Raw genomic sequence first — 15,757 nt, 5'->3', positions numbered from 1 at the left:
CTCTGCGGCGAGCCACCCTCTCCCGCAAGGGGAGAGGGGAAAACGAGTCCGCCGCGCAAGATGGCGTTCTACTCTTCCTCGTCCTTCTTCCGCAGCAGATCCGTCGCGAGGTCCGACAGCTTCGGCGGCGGCAGTGCGGCGAACGGCAACGGCCGTGTGACGTCGATTGCGGCGAGGCCGAGCCGCGCCGTCAGTAATCCATTCAGCATGCCTTCGCCCAGCCGCTGCGACAGCTTCGCCGCAATGCCGTGGCCGAGCATCTGCTGCACCAGGCTGTCGCTCGCCGCCATGCCGCCGGTGATGGCGAGATGGGCGATGACATGGCGGAGCAGGCGGATCATGCCCAGCGCGCCAGGCCGGCCGCCATAGAGGAAAGCGAGCTGGCGGATCAGGCGCAGCGACACGATGAACACAAACATCACGTCGATCGCCGCTCGCGGGCTCACCGCCGTGACGATTGAGACTTTTTGCGCGGCTGACGACACCAGCCGCCGCGCCTCGATGTCCAGCGGCGACATCAATTCGCGCTCGGCGAGCCGGATCATGTCGGCGCCGTCGATGATCTCGCCGGCGTGGCTCTCCAGGGCGGCACGGGCGCGCGCGAGCTGCGGGTTCTGATGCGCTATCTTGAGCAGATCCTGCACGATGATGCGGCTCTCCTTGCGATCGTCGCTGGCAAGAACAGCGGCTGCGCGCTGATGCAGCTTTTCGATGGTTGCTAGCCGCGCCAGCCCGAAAGCCTCGCGTCCGGTCACCACCGCGAGCGCAAGCGCGGTGATGAAGGCAAGGGCCACTCCGACGAAGCCGAGGCTGTCGCTGCGCGCAAACAGATCCTCGATCAGACGGACGACGCCGAGTCCGACCCCGAGCAGCGTCAGCCCGGCAACGCCGGACCAGAACATTGGGCCCCAGGGAAAGCCGCGCCGCGCCGGAAGCGTCGCTGCGATTGGCACCGGCAAATTCGCCGGATCGGGCTCCGGCGTGATCTGGATGGTGGTACGGCCGAGCCGGGTCGTCTCGTCGGCCTCGGTGACGACGACGCCGGGGTCGTCGAGCCGGAACGTCGCCGGTCGCCGTGGCTTCGATCGGTCGTTCATGACAATTTGTCTCCGATCAGGAACTGCAAGGCACGGTCGAGGCGGATGTGAGGCAGCGCCGGGTGGTCGGCCCCCTCACGTTCGAGCTTCGGCGGACGGAAGCGCAGGAAGCGAAAATCGCTCTTCCCGGCGGCCTCGGTCGAGAGGCCGCGGAATGCGTCGGTGCCGTTGAACAACGGCTCGGGATCCAAGGGCAGGTCGCCCGGAAAGGTTGCCACCTCGGTGCTGCCGTCGAAGAATTCGCCGCCGGCGCTTTCTCCCGCGGCGGGCGTTCCCAAGATCGACGGCAATTTGTCACGGCCATGCGCGACCTGCGCCTCGCGCGTGGCGCGGACGGCGGCGAGCGCGACGACGTCGATCGCCGCACCGGTATTTTCCGCGCGCGCAACGGCGCGGGTGACCGCGCGGCGCAGCACGGCCTCGAGCCGGTCATGGCTGGAATGATGCAGATGATCCGCCTTGGTCGCCGCGAACAGCACGCGGTCGATCCGCGGCCGGAACAGGCCGGAGAGGAATGTGCTGCGGCCGATGTTGAAGCAGTCGAGAATGCCCGCGAGTGCGGCTTCGAGATCGTGCAGCGCTTCGGGGCCGGCGTTGAACGCGGCGAGCGCGTCGGCCAGTACGATCTGGCGATCGAGCCGAGCAAAATGATCGCGGAAGAACGGCCGCACCACGACGTCCTTGTAGGCCTCATAGCGGCGCACCATCATCGCCCACAGCGATCCCTCCGGCGCCTGGCCACCCGCGGGTACGTCGAGCGGCGCAAAGGTCAGCGCCGGTGTGTCGGCGAGATTGCCCGGCATCAGGAAGCGGCCGGGCGGCAGCAGGCTCATCGCAAACCGCTCGTCGCGGCAGCCTTGCAAATAGCCCCTGAAGAGCTTTGCGGCCGTCAGCGTCGCCTGCTCGTCCTCGCGCGCCTCGGGCTTGAGCGTTGCGAGATGCGCGTGCCAATCCGCGGCAAGATGGACGCGCGGCGCCTCGCGTGACAAGGCGAGACTTTCGGCCGACCATTGCTCAAAACTCTTCTGAAGCAGCGGCAGGTCGAGCAGCCACTCGCCGGGATAGTCGACGATGTCGAGCGTCAGCGTGCGGTCGGCGCCGTTCTGGCGCTGGTAGTCGATGACGAGCCTGAGCTCGCTGATGTCGACAGTCGAGTTCGGCCAGCGCCGCTCCTCGATCAGCGCGCGCAGATGGCTCTCATAGGCAAAGCGCGGCACCGCGTCGTCCGGCTGCGGCGCCAGATGCGCCCGCGCGATCCGCCCGGATGAATAGGCCTCGAACACCGGAAACCGGCCGCCACGGGTGAGGCCGTGGATCAGCGCGGTAATGAACACCGTCTTGCCGGCCCGGGACAGGCCGGTAACCCCCAATCGTACCGTCGGATTGAAGAAATGCTCGCCGTAGTCGATCAGCGCCCGAGCCGACAGGCGCGCCTCCTCGATCATATCCTGGAAACTAAATGCCATATGAACGTTGGGAATCCCGGGCGAGGGCGGATAGGCAAAAAGGACTAATCACAAAAGTGGCAACTGCCTGAGGAAAATCAAGCTTCATACTTCCACCGTCTTTGTCGGCAAATCAGCCGTTTGAACGACGCGCCGATCCCGAAACACCCATACAAGAGGGTATTAACTCACCTTGCGGATTGCCATGACCGTCTTCCAATTGAAACAGCTCGCATCCTCCTCCGTCCACGCAGCCGCCGACGCGGTCGGCTGGCATTACGACCGCGCCGAGTTGATCGCCGACGGCGTGATCCACGCGATCGGCGTGCTCTGCGGCATCATTGCCGCGACCGTGCTGGTGGTGCTGACGGTGCTCTTTGCCGACGCGACCGACATCGTCGGCGTCTCGATCTACGTCGCCGGCCTGCTTTCGATGCTGGTGTTGTCGGCGACCTATAATCTGTGGCCAGTCTCGCCGGCCAAATGGCTGCTGCGGCGCTTCGACCATTCGGCGATCTATCTCCTGATCGCGGCGACCTACACGCCGTTCATCCTGGAGGTGAAGGACAGTGGGTTCGCGCTGGTGCTGCTCGCCGGCGTCTGGTGCGTGGCGCTCCTCGGCATCGTGCTGAAACTTCTCTACCCCGGCCGGTTCGACCGCGTTGCGGTCGGGATCTACCTAGCGATGGGCTGGAGCGGCATCATGCTCTACGATTCCGTGGTCAAGGCGCTGCCTGCGCTGGTGCTGGGCTTCGTCCTTGCGGGTGGACTGCTCTACAGCTTCGGCGTGATCTTTCATGCCTGGCGGCGGCTGCGCTTCCAGAATGCGATCTGGCACGGCTTTGTCTTGGCCGGCGCGGCGTGCCATTATACCGCGGTGCTCGACCTCGTGTTGAGCTGAGCAAGCTCCGCGAAGCGCAATAAGCCAAAACGGTACAAGACAAGAGGAGACGTCGCATGCAGGTGACCGGCAAGGTCGTGGTCGTCACGGGCGGCGCCAACGGCATCGGCAAGGCGCTGTGCGAAGCCTTTCACAAGGCGGGTGCGGCCAAGGTCGTCGTCGCCGACATGGACGCGGACAACGCGCGGGCGGTCGCGGCCACGGTGGATGGCGCGGCCTTCAAATGCGATGTCGCGCAGGAAAAGGATATTTCCCACGTCATCGAGGAGACCGAGCGTCAGTTCGGCCCGATCGAATTGTTCTGCTCCAATGCCGGCATCGGCGGCGGCTTCGACCCGATGTCGGTCAATGCCGGCGGCGCCTCGGATGAGCCCTGGCAGCGCAGCTGGGCGATCCACGTCATGGCGCATGTCTATGCGGCGCGGCATCTGATCCCGCGCATGAAGGCGCGCGGCGGCGGCTATTTCCTTAACACGATCTCGGCCGCCGGCCTGCTGTCGCAGGTCGGCAGCCCGGCTTACTCCACCACCAAGCATGCCGCGGTCGGCTTTGCCGAAAATCTCGCGATCTCGCACAAGGCGCACAACATCCGTGTCTCGATCCTCTGCCCGCAGGGCGTGGACACCAACATGCTGCGTTCGATCCCCAAAGGCCCGCAATCCGGCGACGGCGACCTCTCGCCCGAGCAGGTCGCCAAGGACGTGCTCGCCGGTCTCGATCAGGAGACGTTCCTGATCCTGCCGCACCCGCAGGTGCTCGGCTACATGCGCAAGAAGACCGAGAATTACGACCGTTGGATCGGCGGCATGGCCAAGATCCAGGCTAAGATGCGGGAAGATTTCGGGACGTAGGAAGGGGCCTGCCACGACCTCCGGTGTCGTCCTGGCTTTCGCCAGGACGACGGTCGGCCCTCAATGCTTCTGCCCGTACAGCACCGGCACCGCCGAATCCACGACCACCTCCACCAGGCTCGTCCCTTCGAATGCCATCCCGCGCTTGAGCGCCTCGCCCAGTTCGGCCGCCTTGCTCACCCGCACCGCATGGCAGCCCATGCCCTCGGCCAGCCGCACGAAATCGATCCCCGGCAACTCGAGTCCCGGCACGTTCCTCACCTGCATCACCTGGCTGAACGAGCGCATCGCGCCGTAGCCGGAATTGTTGATGACGATGATGGTGAGCGGCAGCTTGCGCTGCGCGGCGGTCCACAGCGCCTGGATCGAATACATCGCCGAGCCGTCACCGATCAGGCACACCGTGCGGCTCGTCGGCTTGCCGAGCGCCATGCCGACCGCGGCCGGCAGCGAGTAGCCGAGGCCTCCGCTCGCCATGGTGTAAAAACTGTCCTGGCCGCGCATCGGCATGAACTTTTGCATGGCCGGCCGGTGCGAGGGGATTTCCTCGACCAGCGACGCGCCGTCCGGCATCGCCTGCGACAGCGAATGCAGCAGGAATTCGACCGGCAACGGATCGCCGGCTAGCAGGGCCGGCGGCAGCGTTCGCCCCTTCGGTGCCGCGCGCTTGCTCTCCGGCAAGAGGTCGAGCAGCATTGCGAGCGCCGGCTTCATCGTCGCGATGATGCTGGTGCCGACCGGCGTCACCGCCGCGGCATCCGGGTCATCGGTGATCTGGAAGATCGTCGCGCCGCCGTCGAAGATCGCGGCATGGCCCTCGACGTGGAAGGTGAACACCGGCGCGCCGATCACGACGACGAGGTCGTGCTCGCGCAGCGCGTCCGACAATTGCGCCGGCGAGGCATGCAGGAAACCCGCGAATTGGGGATGACGTTCCGGGAACGAGCAGCGCGCCGAAAACGGGCTGACCCAGACGCTGGCCCTGGCCTTCTCGGCCACGCGCACCATCAGGTCGACCGCGCCGGCGCGATCGACGCCGGGGCCGACGACGAGGGCAGGGTGCTTGGCTGAATTGAATGCGGTGACCAGCGCCTTCATCGCGTCAGCTTCGGGCCCGATCTCGCGGCTGACCTTGCGTGCTTCGATGGGAGCGGCCGCATGCGCCCAGTCGTCGACCGGGATCGAGACGAAGGTCGGCCCGCATGGCGGCTGCATCGCGGTGTAATAGGCGCGCGCGATGGCGGCCGGAACGTCCTCGGGCCGCGCCGGCTCCACGCTGTACTTCACATAAGGCCGCGGGAATTCGGACGCACGCTCGGCATAGAGGAACGCCTGCAAGGGGAGGATCGAGCGTGCCTGCTGGCCCGCGGTGATCACCAGCGGCGTCTGGTTGCGATGCGCGGTATAGATGTTGCCGAGCGCGTTGCCGACGCCGGCGGCCGAATGCAGATTGACGAAGCCGGCATTGCGCGTCGCCTGCGCATAGCCGTCGGCCATGCCGACGGCGGAGGCTTCCTGAAGCGCGAGCACGTAGTCGATGTCGTCGGGCCAGTCGCTCAGGAACGGCAGCTCGGTCGAGCCGGGATTGCCGAATACCTTCTTGATGCCGAAGGAGCGTAGCAGGTCGAGCGTCGCCTGCTTGACGGTGACGGATTTGGTTGTGGCTTTGCCGTTCTTCACCATGGTTGCCGTTCCCTGTTGTCCATCGGCGCTGCTACCTCACCCGTCATTGCGAGCGCAGCGAAGCAATCCAGAATGCCGCCGCGGCGACAGTCTGGATTGCTTCGTCGCTTCGCTCCTCGCAATTACGAGGAGAGACCATCACCACACCGCGGTCCCCTTCATCGTCGGCTGCCCCTCCGCGTTCGCGGTCCACAGCTCCATGCCATCAGCGGTCTCGTTGGCGTTGATGGAGAACTCCGAGCCCTCGAACAGCGGCTGGAGGCCGCGATAGGTGAACTTCTTCGGCGGCTTGCCGCCGCGCAGCTTCGCCGCCATCTCGATGATGAAGGTTGCCTGCAACGGCCCGTGGAAGATCAGGCCCGGATATCCCTCGACCTTGGTGACGTAGTCGCGGTCGTAATGGATGCGGTGGCCGTTGAAGGTCAGCGCGGAATAACGAAACAGCAGCACGGGATCGGAGACATGCGTCTGGCGATGCTGCGCCTTCGGCGGCGGAGGCGGCGCCTTTGCCGGCGCGGACGTCGTCGTCATCTCGCGATAGACGATGTCCTGCCGCTCGCGGATGGCGATGCCGCGCGGCGAGGAGATGCTGTGCTCGACCGAGACGAAGCACAGCGTGCCGGTCGAGCCGGTCTTCACCTGTACGTCCGCGATGCGCGAGCTCCGCGTCGATTCGTCGCCGACGCGCAGCGGCTGCAGGAACTCGATCTCGCCGCCGGCCCACATCCGGCGCGGCAGCGGCACCGGAGGCAGGAAGCCGCCGCGGGTGGGGTGGCCGTCGGGGCCGAGCATCGACATCGGAAACACCGGCTGCGCCAGGCACCAATGCACCGTGAACGGCGCCGCGTCGCCCGGCTTGGGCGCGCCGACCTCCTGGAACAGCGTCGCACGCAGGCCCTTCACGAGCTGCGCGGTGACGGTGTCGGTGGCCTCTTCGCTGCGGCCGATCCATTGCCTGAGATGATCGATGTCGAGCTTCTCGGTCATGACGCCTCGCTCTTGTTATTTCTTGGATTGGGGATTTTCGCCGATCGCCGGTACAGCACCATAGCTGCGCGTCTCGCCGACAATGATCGGCGCCGGCGCGGGATAGCTGACGCGTCCCTGCGGCGTGTCCACCTCGATGCGGCGCAGATGCGGATGCTTGGTGAGGTCCGCCATGGTGTTGACCTCGGCAAAGGCGATGTCGGCCTCGGACAGCCGCTTCAATAGCTCATCGCGCGTCATCTTGCCGAAGGCATCCGCGACCGTCTTGTCGGTGAAGTCGCGGTTGCGCACGCGCTCGACCATGTTGGCCACGCGCGGATCGGCGGGCAGATCGGGCTGGTCCAGCACTTTTGCGCAAAGCGTCTTCCACTCGCGCTCGCTTTGGATCGAAATCAGGATGTCCTTGCCGTCGCTAGACGTGAACACGCCATAGGGCGCGATCGAGGGATGGCGCAGCCCCATGCGCTTGGGCGGATTACCGGCTTCGGAATTGAGCAGCGGCACGGTGCACCAGTCCGCCATCACGTCGAACATAGAGATGCGGATGTCGGCGCCCTTGCCGGTGCGTCCGCGCCCGATCAGCGCCTCCAGGATCGCCGCATGCGCGGTGGCACCGGTCGCGACGTCGACGATGGACATGCCGACGCGCGAGGCGCCGTCGGGATTGCCGGTGATCGAGGCAAGGCCGCTCTCGGCCTGGATCAGGAGATCATAGGCCTTGCGGTGCGCATAGGGGCCGTCGTCGCCATAGCCGGTGATCGTGCATGAAATCAGCCTGGGATAATCCTTCAAGAGCCGCTCCCGCGAAAAGCCGAGCTTGTCCATCGAGCCGGGCTTGAGATTCTGGATCAGCACGTCGGCGCTCGCGATCAGTCGCTCCAGTTCGGCGCAGCCTTCCCTGGTGGCGAGATCGACCACCGCCGATTGCTTGCCGCGGTTGAGCCACACGAAGTAGCTGCTCTGGCCCTTGGCCGCCGCGTCATAGCCGCGGGCAAAATCGCCCTCGGGCCGCTCGATCTTGATGACTTCCGCGCCGGCATCCGCCAGCCGCGACGAGCAGAACGGTGCCGCCACCGCCTGCTCGACCGCAATCACCCTGATCCCGTCAAGTGCTCCCATGATGGCTGCCTCAGTACGAGCGGGGCATGCCGAGGACGTGCTCGGCGATGAAGGACAGCACGAGGTTGGTCGAGATCGGCGCGACCTGATAGAGCCGCGTCTCACGGAATTTGCGCTCGACGTCGTACTCCTCGGCGAAGCCGAAGCCGCCATGGGTCTGGACGCAGGCATTCGCCGCTTCCCACGACGCATCGGCTGCGAGCATCTTGGCCATGTTGGCCTCCGCGCCGCAGTCGAGCCCGGCCTCGTATTTGCGCGTCGCTTCCTTCACCATCAGTTCGGCCGCGCGCATCGCGGCGTAGGCCTTGGCGATCGGGAACTGGATGCCTTGGTTCTGGCCGATCGGCCGGCCGAAAACGCTGCGCTCCTTGGCGTAGCTGGTGGCCTTGGCGATGAACCATTTGGCGTCGCCGACGCATTCGGCAGCAATCAAAATGCGCTCGGCATTCATGCCGGAGAGGATGTAGCGAAAGCCCTTGCCCTCTTCGCCGATCAGATTTTCCGCCGGCACCTTCATGTCGGTAAAGAACACTTCGGTGGTGGCATGGTTCATCATGGTGCGGATCGGGCGGATCTCGAGGCCCTTGTTCTTGGCCTCGCGCATGTCGACGATGAACACCGAAAGTCCATCCGTGCGCTTCTTGACCTGGTCCTTCGGCGTGGTGCGCGCCAGCAGGAGCATCAGGTCGGAATGTTCGGCGCGGCTGGTCCAGATCTTCTGGCCGTTGACGACGTAGCCGGCGTTGCCGTCCTTGCGCGCGAAGGTCTTCAGCGAAGTGGTGTCGGTGCCGCTGGTCGGCTCGGTGACGCCGAAGGCCTGCAGCCGTAATTCGCCGCTCGCGACCTTCGGCAGATATTTTGCCTTCTGCTCGTCATTGCCGTGCCGCAGCACGGTGCCCATCGTGTACATCTGGGCGTGGCAGCCGCCGCCGTTGCAGCCCGCGCGCTGGATCTCTTCGAGGATCGCCGCGGCCGCTGAAAGCTTCAAGCCCGCGCCGCCATATTCCTCGGGGATCAGCACCGAGAGATAGCCGGCCTCGGTCAGCGCGTCGACGAAGGCCTTCGGGTAGGCCATCTCACGGTCGAGCTTGCGCCAGTATTCGCCGGGAAACTGCGCGCAGAGCTTTGCGACGGCTTCGCGGATGTCGGCGTGATCTTCGGTGTGGTGTTCTTCACTCATGGGGTTTCCCGTATGTGCGGCAGTTAAGATAACGCCGGCCGATCCTCTGGCGTTGTGAAAACACTGCCAGCCCCCTATGCTCATTTGCTATAGCGTATGGAGTAGCCTTCCAGGATTGGCAAGCATGGATTTCCGTCAGCTCAGGACCTTCAGTTGCGTGGCGGAGCTCGGCAGCCTCTCCAAGGCGTCCGATACGTTGCGCGTGGCGCAGCCGGCGCTCTCCAGGCAGATCAAGCTCCTGGAACACGAGCTGCGCACGGAATTGTTCACCCGCAACGGCCGCGGCATGGTGCTCACGGATGCCGGCCGCCTCTTGCTGGCGCGCACCTCCGGTATCGTGCGGCAGATCGACCAGATCCGCGACGACATCCAGTCGTCCAAGGGGCCGCCATCGGGCCAGGTCGTGCTCGGCCTGGTCCCGACCGTGAGCTGCGTGCTGTCGGCGCGCTTCGCGCGGCGCTGCGTCGAAAAATTTCCCGGCATTTCGCTGCGCATCGTCGAGAGCTACAGCGGCCATCTCGTCGAATGGCTGCATCGCGGCGAGATGGATCTCGCCATCCTCTACGGCCGCTCCGCCGATCTGCATCTCAACGTGGAGAGCTTGGGGCGCGACAACATCGTCGCGGTTGGTCCGCGCGGTTGTGGCCTCGCGCGCAAGAAGAGCGTCGATGTCGGCTGGCTGCTGCGGCAACGGCTGGTGCTGCCCAGTCATTCCCACGGTCTCCGTGCGCTGATCGAGCATGCGGCGGCCCAGCGCAAGATCAAGCTCAACGTCCAGCTCGAGGCGGATTCGTTCCGCGTGCTCACGAGCCTCGTCGAGGAAGGCCTCGGCTTCGCGCTGCTGCCGCCCTCGTCGGTCCACGGCGAGGTCGCGGACGGGCGGCTGGAAACGGCTGTCGTCTCGAAGCCGATGACGCGCGAACTCATATTCGCCTCTCCGATCGACCGTCCGGTCTCGACGGCCTCGCTTGCCGTCACCGCCCTCCTGCGCGAGGAAGTCGCCGCCTGCCGCAAGGACGGCGTGTGGGACATCAAGTTGAGTTAGATGTGGCGGTGCGGTTTAGGACAGAAGGCCGTATGCGACCCATCGCATGTTGCGCGAGCTGTCATGCCGGAATTTTATAGCTGGGGTGGAGTCGCCCGCTCTCAATCCACCCCCGCGTGTCATTGCCCGCGAAGGTGGGCAAATCCAGTATTCCAGAGCCCGCAGTGCTTGAGCCGAGAAGCCGCGGCATACTGGATGCCCCGCTTGCCGCCTACGCTAAAGCTTCGGCGCCCCTGGACCTCAGCCCGGCGAAGCCTTGGCGTAGCCGGGTCGCGGAGCATGACAGCTGAGGTTGAGAAACACCTGCCGTATAGCGAGCACTCTACCCCGGAATCCTCACCGGCAGCGACTCGTACCCCTTGATGAAGCTCGAATAGATCCGCTTGGGCTCGCCGACTACCTCGATGCGGTCGAAGCGCTTCAGCATCTCTTCCCAGACGATCTTGAGCTGGAGTTCGGCGAGGCGCATGCCGACGCAGCGGTGGATGCCGAAGCCGAAGGAGAGATGGGTCCGCGGCCGCGGGCGGTCGATGATGAACTCGTTCGGCTTTTCGAACATCTCCTCGTCGCGATTGCCGGAGACGTACCACATCACGACGCGGTCGCCCTTCTTGATGTGCTTGCCGCCAACTTCAGTGTCCTGCAGCGCGGTGCGCCGCATATGCGCGAGCGGGGTCTGCCAGCGGATCACTTCGGGCACCATGGAATCGATCAGTTCCGGGTTGGCGCGCAGCCTGTCGTACTGCTCCGGATTCTCGTTCAATGCCAGCACCGAGCCGGTCATGGTGTTGCGCGTGGTGTCGTTGCCGCCGACGATGAGCAGGATGATGTTGCCCATGAGATTATCGGGGTCCATGAAGCGCGTGGCGTCGTTGTGCGCCATCAGCGACAGCAGGTCGTTGCGCGGCGCGGAGTTGACGCGCTCGTTCCAGAGCTTGGACATGTAGGCGTAGCATTCGTCCATCTCGCGGCGGCGCTCTTCGGCCGAGGCCACGATGCCGCTCTTGGGCAGCGCGGTCGCGACATCGGACCAGCGCGTCAGCTTGCGCCGTTCTTCCCAGGGGAAGTCGAACAGGGTGGCTAGCATCTGCGTCGTCAGCTCGATCGAGACGCGCTCGACGAAATTGAAGGTCTCGTTGCGCGGCAGATTGTCGAGCACGGTCTGCGAGCGCTGGCGGATCAGTTTTGCCAGTTCGTCCAGATGCGTCGGCGTGAACATCGGCGACACCGTCTTGCGCTGCGACGAATGACGCGGCTGGTCCATGGCGATGAAGCTCGGCCAGTCATAGCCTTCCGGCACGTCGCGGATCCCGATGCCGCCGAGCGTTGAATCCGAGGAGAACAGGCCGTGATTGGTGTCGACATGCATGATGTCGTTGTACTTCACCACCGACCAATACGGCTCGATCGGCGCATTGGTGCAGTAATGCACCGGCTCTTCCTTGCGCAGCCGCTCGAACCACGGCCACAGGGTGTCGTCCTGGAACAGCCTGGGCGCGCCCGGGTGGAATTGCGCCAGCGGCGTCGCATAGGCCTCCTCGCGCGCCCTGCGCATGCGTTCGGCCTTGTCCACTTGAACCGGCGCTTGGATGTTCATGGTGGTTTGCTCCAGTTGCTTGCTTGACCTCTCCCGCGTGCGGGAGAGGGGGCACAGCTTCCTTGTGGACGTGTCGAACTCATCTTTGCGAATCTAAGCCGCGATCTTCACCGGCAAGGTTTCAAGACCCTTCACGAAACTCGAATAGACCCGCTTGGGTTCGCCGACCACCTCGATATGGTCGAATCGCTTGAGGATCTCTTCCCAGATAATCTTGAGCTGGAGTTCGGCAAGCCGCAAGCCGACGCAGCGGTGGATGCCGAAGCCGAACGAGAGATGCGTGCGCGGCCGCGCGCGGTCAATGATGAATTCGTAAGGCTTTTCGATCGCATCGGCGTCGCGGTTGCCCGAGACGTACCACATCACGACCTTGTCACCTTTCTTGATCTGCTTGCCGCGGAACTCGAAGTCCGCAAGCGCTGTGCGCCGCATATGGGCCAGCGGCGTCTGCCAGCGGATCACTTCCGGCACGAAGCTGTCGAGAAGCGCTGGGTTTTCGCGCAGCTTGCGATATTGCTCCGGGTGCTGGCTCAGCGCGTGGAGCGAGCCCGACATGGTGTTGCGGGTGGTGTCGTTGCCGCCGACGATCAGAAGGATGAGATTGCCGAGGAAGTTCTTCGCGTCCATGTCGCGCGTCGCGGCGCCATGCGCCATCATCGACAACAGGTCGCTCTTCGGCGGCTGTTCGATGCGTTCCTTCCACAGTCGCGTGAAATAGCCCGCGCATTCCGTCAGCTCGGCCTGACGCTCGTCTTCGGTGGCGACGAGGCCGTCGGGGCCGGGAATGGTGGTCGCGATGTCCGACCAGCGCGTCAGCTTGCGGCGATCCTCCCAGGGAAAGTCGAACAGCACCGCGAGCATCTGCGTGGTGAGCTCGATCGAGACATGGTCGACCCAGTCGAACACCTCGCCGCGGGGCAGATTGTCCAGGCACTCGGCCGAGCGCTGGCGGATGCTGAGCGCGAGATTGTCCAGATGCGTCGGCGTGAACATCGGCGCCACGGTCTTGCGCTGCGCCGCATGGCGCGGCGGGTCCATCGAGATGAAGCTCTCGCGGCGCAGTTCCGGATCGATGTCGCGGATGGTGATGCCGCCGAGCGAGGAGGCCGAGGAGAATACCGAATGATTGGTCTCGATCTCCATGATGTCGTTGTAGCGCGTCACCGACCAATACGGCCCGAACATCGAGTCCTTGCAATAGTGCACGGGATCTTCGCGGCGCAGGCGATCGAAATAGGGCCAGAACGTATCGGTCCTGAACAGCTCTGGGTCGCCCGGATCGAACTGCTCCAGCGGCAGTGACGTAGCGCGTGCGCGTAACGCGTCGAGCTTCGCCGCGTTTTCGATGGTCCCATGCATGACCGCTCTCCCTGACATCAACCGCGCGTTCTCGTTGAATTCTGCGCTGCGGTATTTGATTTGCAATTACAGCCGGTTGTCTGCGCCGGAGCAAGGGCGAGTTTTGCCACATGGGTGTGATGTAGCCCGGATGGAGCGGAGCGAAATCCGGGATTCGGTCCGCCACTGCCGCTGTCCCGGATTGCACTGCGCTCCATCCGGACTACGAGGCCATTGATCCAACAACGTGATCTCGCGCACGCCCTCGGCCGTGGAATCGTGCCAGAAATCGACCGGAATCGAGCTAAATCGAACCCGCCCATCTTGGGGATCGACTAATCTCTGATCTATAAGTTTGATCGAACCAGGTCCGCACCCCGAGGTTGCCGCCGTGAACGACATGCAATGGGCCCCCATCGGCTCCGAACCCTTACCCCCGCCGCTGCCGCCCACGCGGGTCGATTTCACCGGCAACCGTACCGAGTTTCGCAAATTGGTCACCAAGGGTGCCCTGCTCGAGCTCGTCACCTTCGGCTTCTACCGGTTCTGGCTCGTCACCGACATCCGCCGTCATCTGTGGGCGAACACCGCGGTTGATGGCGACGCCGCCGAATATACCGGGCGGGCCAAGGAGCTGCTGGTCGGCTTCCTGTTCGCGCTCGCGATCCTGGTGCCGATCTACCTCGCTTACTTCCTTGTCGGTATCGAGTTCGAACGCTGGCAGGGCTTTGCCTCGACGCCGCTGTTCATCAGCTTCTACGCCTTTGGTCAGTTTGCGATCTTTCGCGCGCGGCGCTATCGCCTGACGCGCACGGTCTGGCGCGGCGTGCGGTTCTGGATGGACGGATCGGGCTGGGCCTATTCGTTCCGCGCCATGCTGTGGGGCTTGCTCGTGTTCCTGACGCTCGGGCTCGCATTGCCGTGGCGCGAGGCCTCGCTCGAACGCTACAAGATGCGGCACACCCATTACGGCGATTTACGCGGCGATTTCGAAGGCGACGGCTGGACATTCTTCAAGCGCGGCTGGTGGCTGTGGCTGCTGAGCCCGATCGCGATGGTGATCTTCCCGCTCGCGCCGTTCTTCTATGCCGAGTTCAAGGCGCGCGAGTGGCGCTGGTGGCTCGACGGTATCCGCATCGGCGACGTCAGCGTGTCCTCGCAATTGCCGCACAACGCATTCTACGCGTTGTACTGGAAAGTGATCGGCTGGTGGATGCTGCTCTCGGCCATCTTCGCCGCCTATATCGGCGGAGCGACCATGCTCGTCGTCAAGCTGAGCGGTCTTTCGGTCGAGCAGGCGTTGGTGCGGGGCAATGCCGCCAAGAGCATCCCGACGCTGGTGATGATGGTGATCGGCTACTTCGCACTCGCTCTCGCCCTCAACATCGTCATGCGGGTCTATCTCCAGCGCGATCTCTGGGCCAAGGTGCTGGAAACTGTCGAGGTGCACAACATCGGAGCCGCGGCGGATGTGCGCGGCAGCGCCGAGCTCGCCAGCGCGCTCGGCGAAGGCTTTGCCGATGGACTCGATGTCGCGGGATTCTGAGCTGTGAGTGAGTTGTCCACAGAGGTCCCGGCGCAATCCGCAAAGCCGACGATCTTCTTCGACGGCGTGTCGAGCCGCAGGCGGCAGGTGGCGCTGACGCTCGGTGACGCGCTCGAGATCCTCGAAGAGGGTGCGACGCCCGTTCGCTGGGCCTATGCCGACATCCGCTGCGCCGATAGCCCGCCCGGCATCTTGCGGCTCGCCTGCGCTTCCGCTCCGCCGCTGGCCCGGCTGGAAATCCGCGACGCTCTGCTCGCGTCAGACGTGACCGCGCGCTGCATGCGGCTCGACGAGCACCAGACCTCGCGCCGCGGGGTCGCAAAAATCGTCGGCTGGTCGATGGCTGCCGCCGTCTCCATTGTCTGCGTCGTGCTGTTCGGCGTGCCGCTCGCTGCCGACCGCCTCGCGCCGCTGGTGCCGAAACCGATCGAGCGGCGCATTGGAGATGCGGCGGAGGTTCAGGTGAAGACGATCTTCGGGCGCAGCGAGTGCCAGGATGGGGCGGGGAAAGCCGCCTTCGTCAAGCTCGTCAATCGGCTGCGCGATGCCGCCGGCCTCGACGACGATTCCATGACCGCGGGCGTGCTGCCGACCCCGGTGCCGAACGCGTTCGCGCTGCCGGGCGGCAAGGTGTTCGTGCTGAAGGGCCTGCTCGACAAGGCCGAAAATGCCGACGAGATCGCCGGCATCCTCGCCCACGAGCTCGGTCATCTCAAGCATTACGACAACATGCGCGGCCTGATCTACAACGGCGGCACCTCGTTCCTGATCGGCCTGTTGTTCGGCGACGTCACTGGCTCGAGCGCCGTGATCTTCGCCTCGCGCAGCGTGGTTGAGGCTTCCTATTCGCGCGAGGCCGAGACCGCTGCGGATACGTTTGCCATCGAGATCATGCACAAGCTCGGCCGTTCGCCTAAGCCTGCAGCCGAATTGATGTTCCGCATCACCGGCAAGGAAGGCGGCGGCCT

The 15,757-nt window shown here is 64.7% G+C and carries 13 protein-coding genes; 5 read left to right on the top strand and 8 right to left on the bottom strand.

Going from position 1 to position 15,757, the window contains the following annotated elements; translation table 11 throughout:
- Positions 1-68 precede the first annotated feature (68 nt).
- Positions 69-1,097, bottom strand: a complete 1,029-nt coding sequence (locus IVB32_RS06175; protein ID WP_018453678.1) for a TIGR01620 family protein — start codon at positions 1,095-1,097, stop codon at positions 69-71.
- On the bottom strand, positions 1,094-2,563 hold the full coding sequence (locus tag IVB32_RS06170) for a YcjX family protein (protein ID WP_026232571.1): 1,470 nt from the start codon (positions 2,561-2,563) through the stop codon (positions 1,094-1,096). The genes IVB32_RS06175 and IVB32_RS06170 overlap by 4 nt, the downstream gene beginning before the upstream one ends.
- 184 nt (positions 2,564-2,747) lie before the next feature.
- On the opposite strand from IVB32_RS06170, the gene IVB32_RS06165 reads away from it, so the two are divergent.
- Positions 2,748-3,443 (top strand): hemolysin III family protein, encoded by a 696-nt coding sequence (locus tag IVB32_RS06165; RefSeq protein WP_018453680.1) that lies wholly within the window; start codon positions 2,748-2,750, stop codon positions 3,441-3,443.
- A gap of 56 nt (positions 3,444-3,499) precedes the next feature.
- Complete coding sequence (locus tag IVB32_RS06160) at positions 3,500-4,294, top strand: SDR family oxidoreductase (protein ID WP_018453681.1); 795 nt, start codon at positions 3,500-3,502, stop codon at positions 4,292-4,294.
- 60 nt (positions 4,295-4,354) lie between these two features.
- Here IVB32_RS06160 and mdlC read toward each other — a convergent pair whose 3' ends face one another.
- The 4 genes from mdlC to IVB32_RS06140 form a co-directional block, all read right to left on the bottom strand.
- The gene (mdlC, locus tag IVB32_RS06155; RefSeq protein ID WP_247296115.1) at positions 4,355-5,977 is read right to left on the bottom strand and encodes a benzoylformate decarboxylase; all 1,623 of its coding nucleotides are present in this window, start codon (positions 5,975-5,977) and stop codon (positions 4,355-4,357) included.
- Positions 5,978-6,115: 138 nt separating this feature from the next.
- Positions 6,116-6,964: a MaoC family dehydratase N-terminal domain-containing protein gene (locus tag IVB32_RS06150; RefSeq protein ID WP_018453683.1), complete on the bottom strand. Its 849-nt coding sequence runs from the start codon at positions 6,962-6,964 to the stop codon at positions 6,116-6,118.
- Positions 6,965-6,979: 15 nt separating this feature from the next.
- A complete protein-coding gene (locus IVB32_RS06145) occupies positions 6,980-8,083 on the bottom strand; it encodes a CaiB/BaiF CoA-transferase family protein (RefSeq protein WP_026232572.1) in 1,104 nt (367 codons plus the stop codon).
- Between the two features lie 10 nt (positions 8,084-8,093).
- Positions 8,094-9,263 carry an acyl-CoA dehydrogenase family protein gene (locus tag IVB32_RS06140; protein WP_018453685.1) on the bottom strand — a complete coding sequence of 390 codons (1,170 nt, stop codon included), beginning with the start codon at positions 9,261-9,263 and terminating at the stop codon, positions 8,094-8,096.
- Between the two features lie 124 nt (positions 9,264-9,387).
- Here IVB32_RS06140 and IVB32_RS06135 point away from each other — a divergent pair, with 124 nt between their 5' ends.
- Positions 9,388-10,308 carry a LysR substrate-binding domain-containing protein gene (locus IVB32_RS06135; protein ID WP_085349559.1) on the top strand — a complete coding sequence of 307 codons (921 nt, stop codon included), beginning with the start codon at positions 9,388-9,390 and terminating at the stop codon, positions 10,306-10,308.
- A 322-nt stretch (positions 10,309-10,630) separates the two neighbouring features.
- Here the strand turns inward: IVB32_RS06135 and IVB32_RS06130 are convergent, their stop codons facing one another.
- Both IVB32_RS06130 and IVB32_RS06125 read right to left on the bottom strand, forming a co-directional pair.
- Positions 10,631-11,905, bottom strand: coding sequence for a cytochrome P450 (locus IVB32_RS06130; RefSeq protein ID WP_018453687.1), 1,275 nt, complete (start codon positions 11,903-11,905; stop codon positions 10,631-10,633).
- A 93-nt stretch (positions 11,906-11,998) separates the two neighbouring features.
- The gene (locus IVB32_RS06125; protein ID WP_018453688.1) at positions 11,999-13,264 is read right to left on the bottom strand and encodes a cytochrome P450; all 1,266 of its coding nucleotides are present in this window, start codon (positions 13,262-13,264) and stop codon (positions 11,999-12,001) included.
- 370 nt (positions 13,265-13,634) lie between these two features.
- Between IVB32_RS06125 and IVB32_RS06120 the strand changes: the two genes are divergently transcribed.
- Complete coding sequence (locus tag IVB32_RS06120) at positions 13,635-14,789, top strand: YjgN family protein (RefSeq protein WP_039798822.1); 1,155 nt, start codon at positions 13,635-13,637, stop codon at positions 14,787-14,789.
- Positions 14,790-14,792: 3 nt separating this feature from the next.
- Positions 14,793-15,757 (top strand): M48 family metallopeptidase (locus IVB32_RS06115; RefSeq protein ID WP_247409995.1); only part of this gene is annotated, 965 nt, incomplete at its 3' end.

The sequence above is a fragment of the Bradyrhizobium sp. 23 genome, assembly GCF_023073295.1.
Lineage (GTDB): Bacteria > Pseudomonadota > Alphaproteobacteria > Rhizobiales > Xanthobacteraceae > Bradyrhizobium > Bradyrhizobium canariense_D.
Note: the sequence above shows the minus strand (reverse complement) of the source record. Positions and strands in the feature narration are given on the sequence as shown.

What these genes read in the sequence shown, in the direction of transcription:
- IVB32_RS06175 (WP_018453678.1), bottom strand. Translation starts at nt 1,097, where the DNA reads ATGAACGACCGATCGAAGCCACGGCGACCGGCGACGTTCCGGCTCGAC.
- IVB32_RS06170 (WP_026232571.1), bottom strand. Translation starts at nt 2,563, where the DNA reads ATGGCATTTAGTTTCCAGGATATGATCGAGGAGGCGCGCCTGTCGGCT.
- IVB32_RS06165 (WP_018453680.1), top strand. Translation starts at nt 2,748, where the DNA reads ATGACCGTCTTCCAATTGAAACAGCTCGCATCCTCCTCCGTCCACGCA.
- IVB32_RS06160 (WP_018453681.1), top strand. Translation starts at nt 3,500, where the DNA reads ATGCAGGTGACCGGCAAGGTCGTGGTCGTCACGGGCGGCGCCAACGGC.
- mdlC (WP_247296115.1), bottom strand. Translation starts at nt 5,977, where the DNA reads ATGGTGAAGAACGGCAAAGCCACAACCAAATCCGTCACCGTCAAGCAG.
- IVB32_RS06150 (WP_018453683.1), bottom strand. Translation starts at nt 6,964, where the DNA reads ATGACCGAGAAGCTCGACATCGATCATCTCAGGCAATGGATCGGCCGC.
- IVB32_RS06145 (WP_026232572.1), bottom strand. Translation starts at nt 8,083, where the DNA reads ATGGGAGCACTTGACGGGATCAGGGTGATTGCGGTCGAGCAGGCGGTG.
- IVB32_RS06140 (WP_018453685.1), bottom strand. Translation starts at nt 9,263, where the DNA reads ATGAGTGAAGAACACCACACCGAAGATCACGCCGACATCCGCGAAGCC.
- IVB32_RS06135 (WP_085349559.1), top strand. Translation starts at nt 9,388, where the DNA reads ATGGATTTCCGTCAGCTCAGGACCTTCAGTTGCGTGGCGGAGCTCGGC.
- IVB32_RS06130 (WP_018453687.1), bottom strand. Translation starts at nt 11,905, where the DNA reads ATGAACATCCAAGCGCCGGTTCAAGTGGACAAGGCCGAACGCATGCGC.
- IVB32_RS06125 (WP_018453688.1), bottom strand. Translation starts at nt 13,264, where the DNA reads ATGCATGGGACCATCGAAAACGCGGCGAAGCTCGACGCGTTACGCGCA.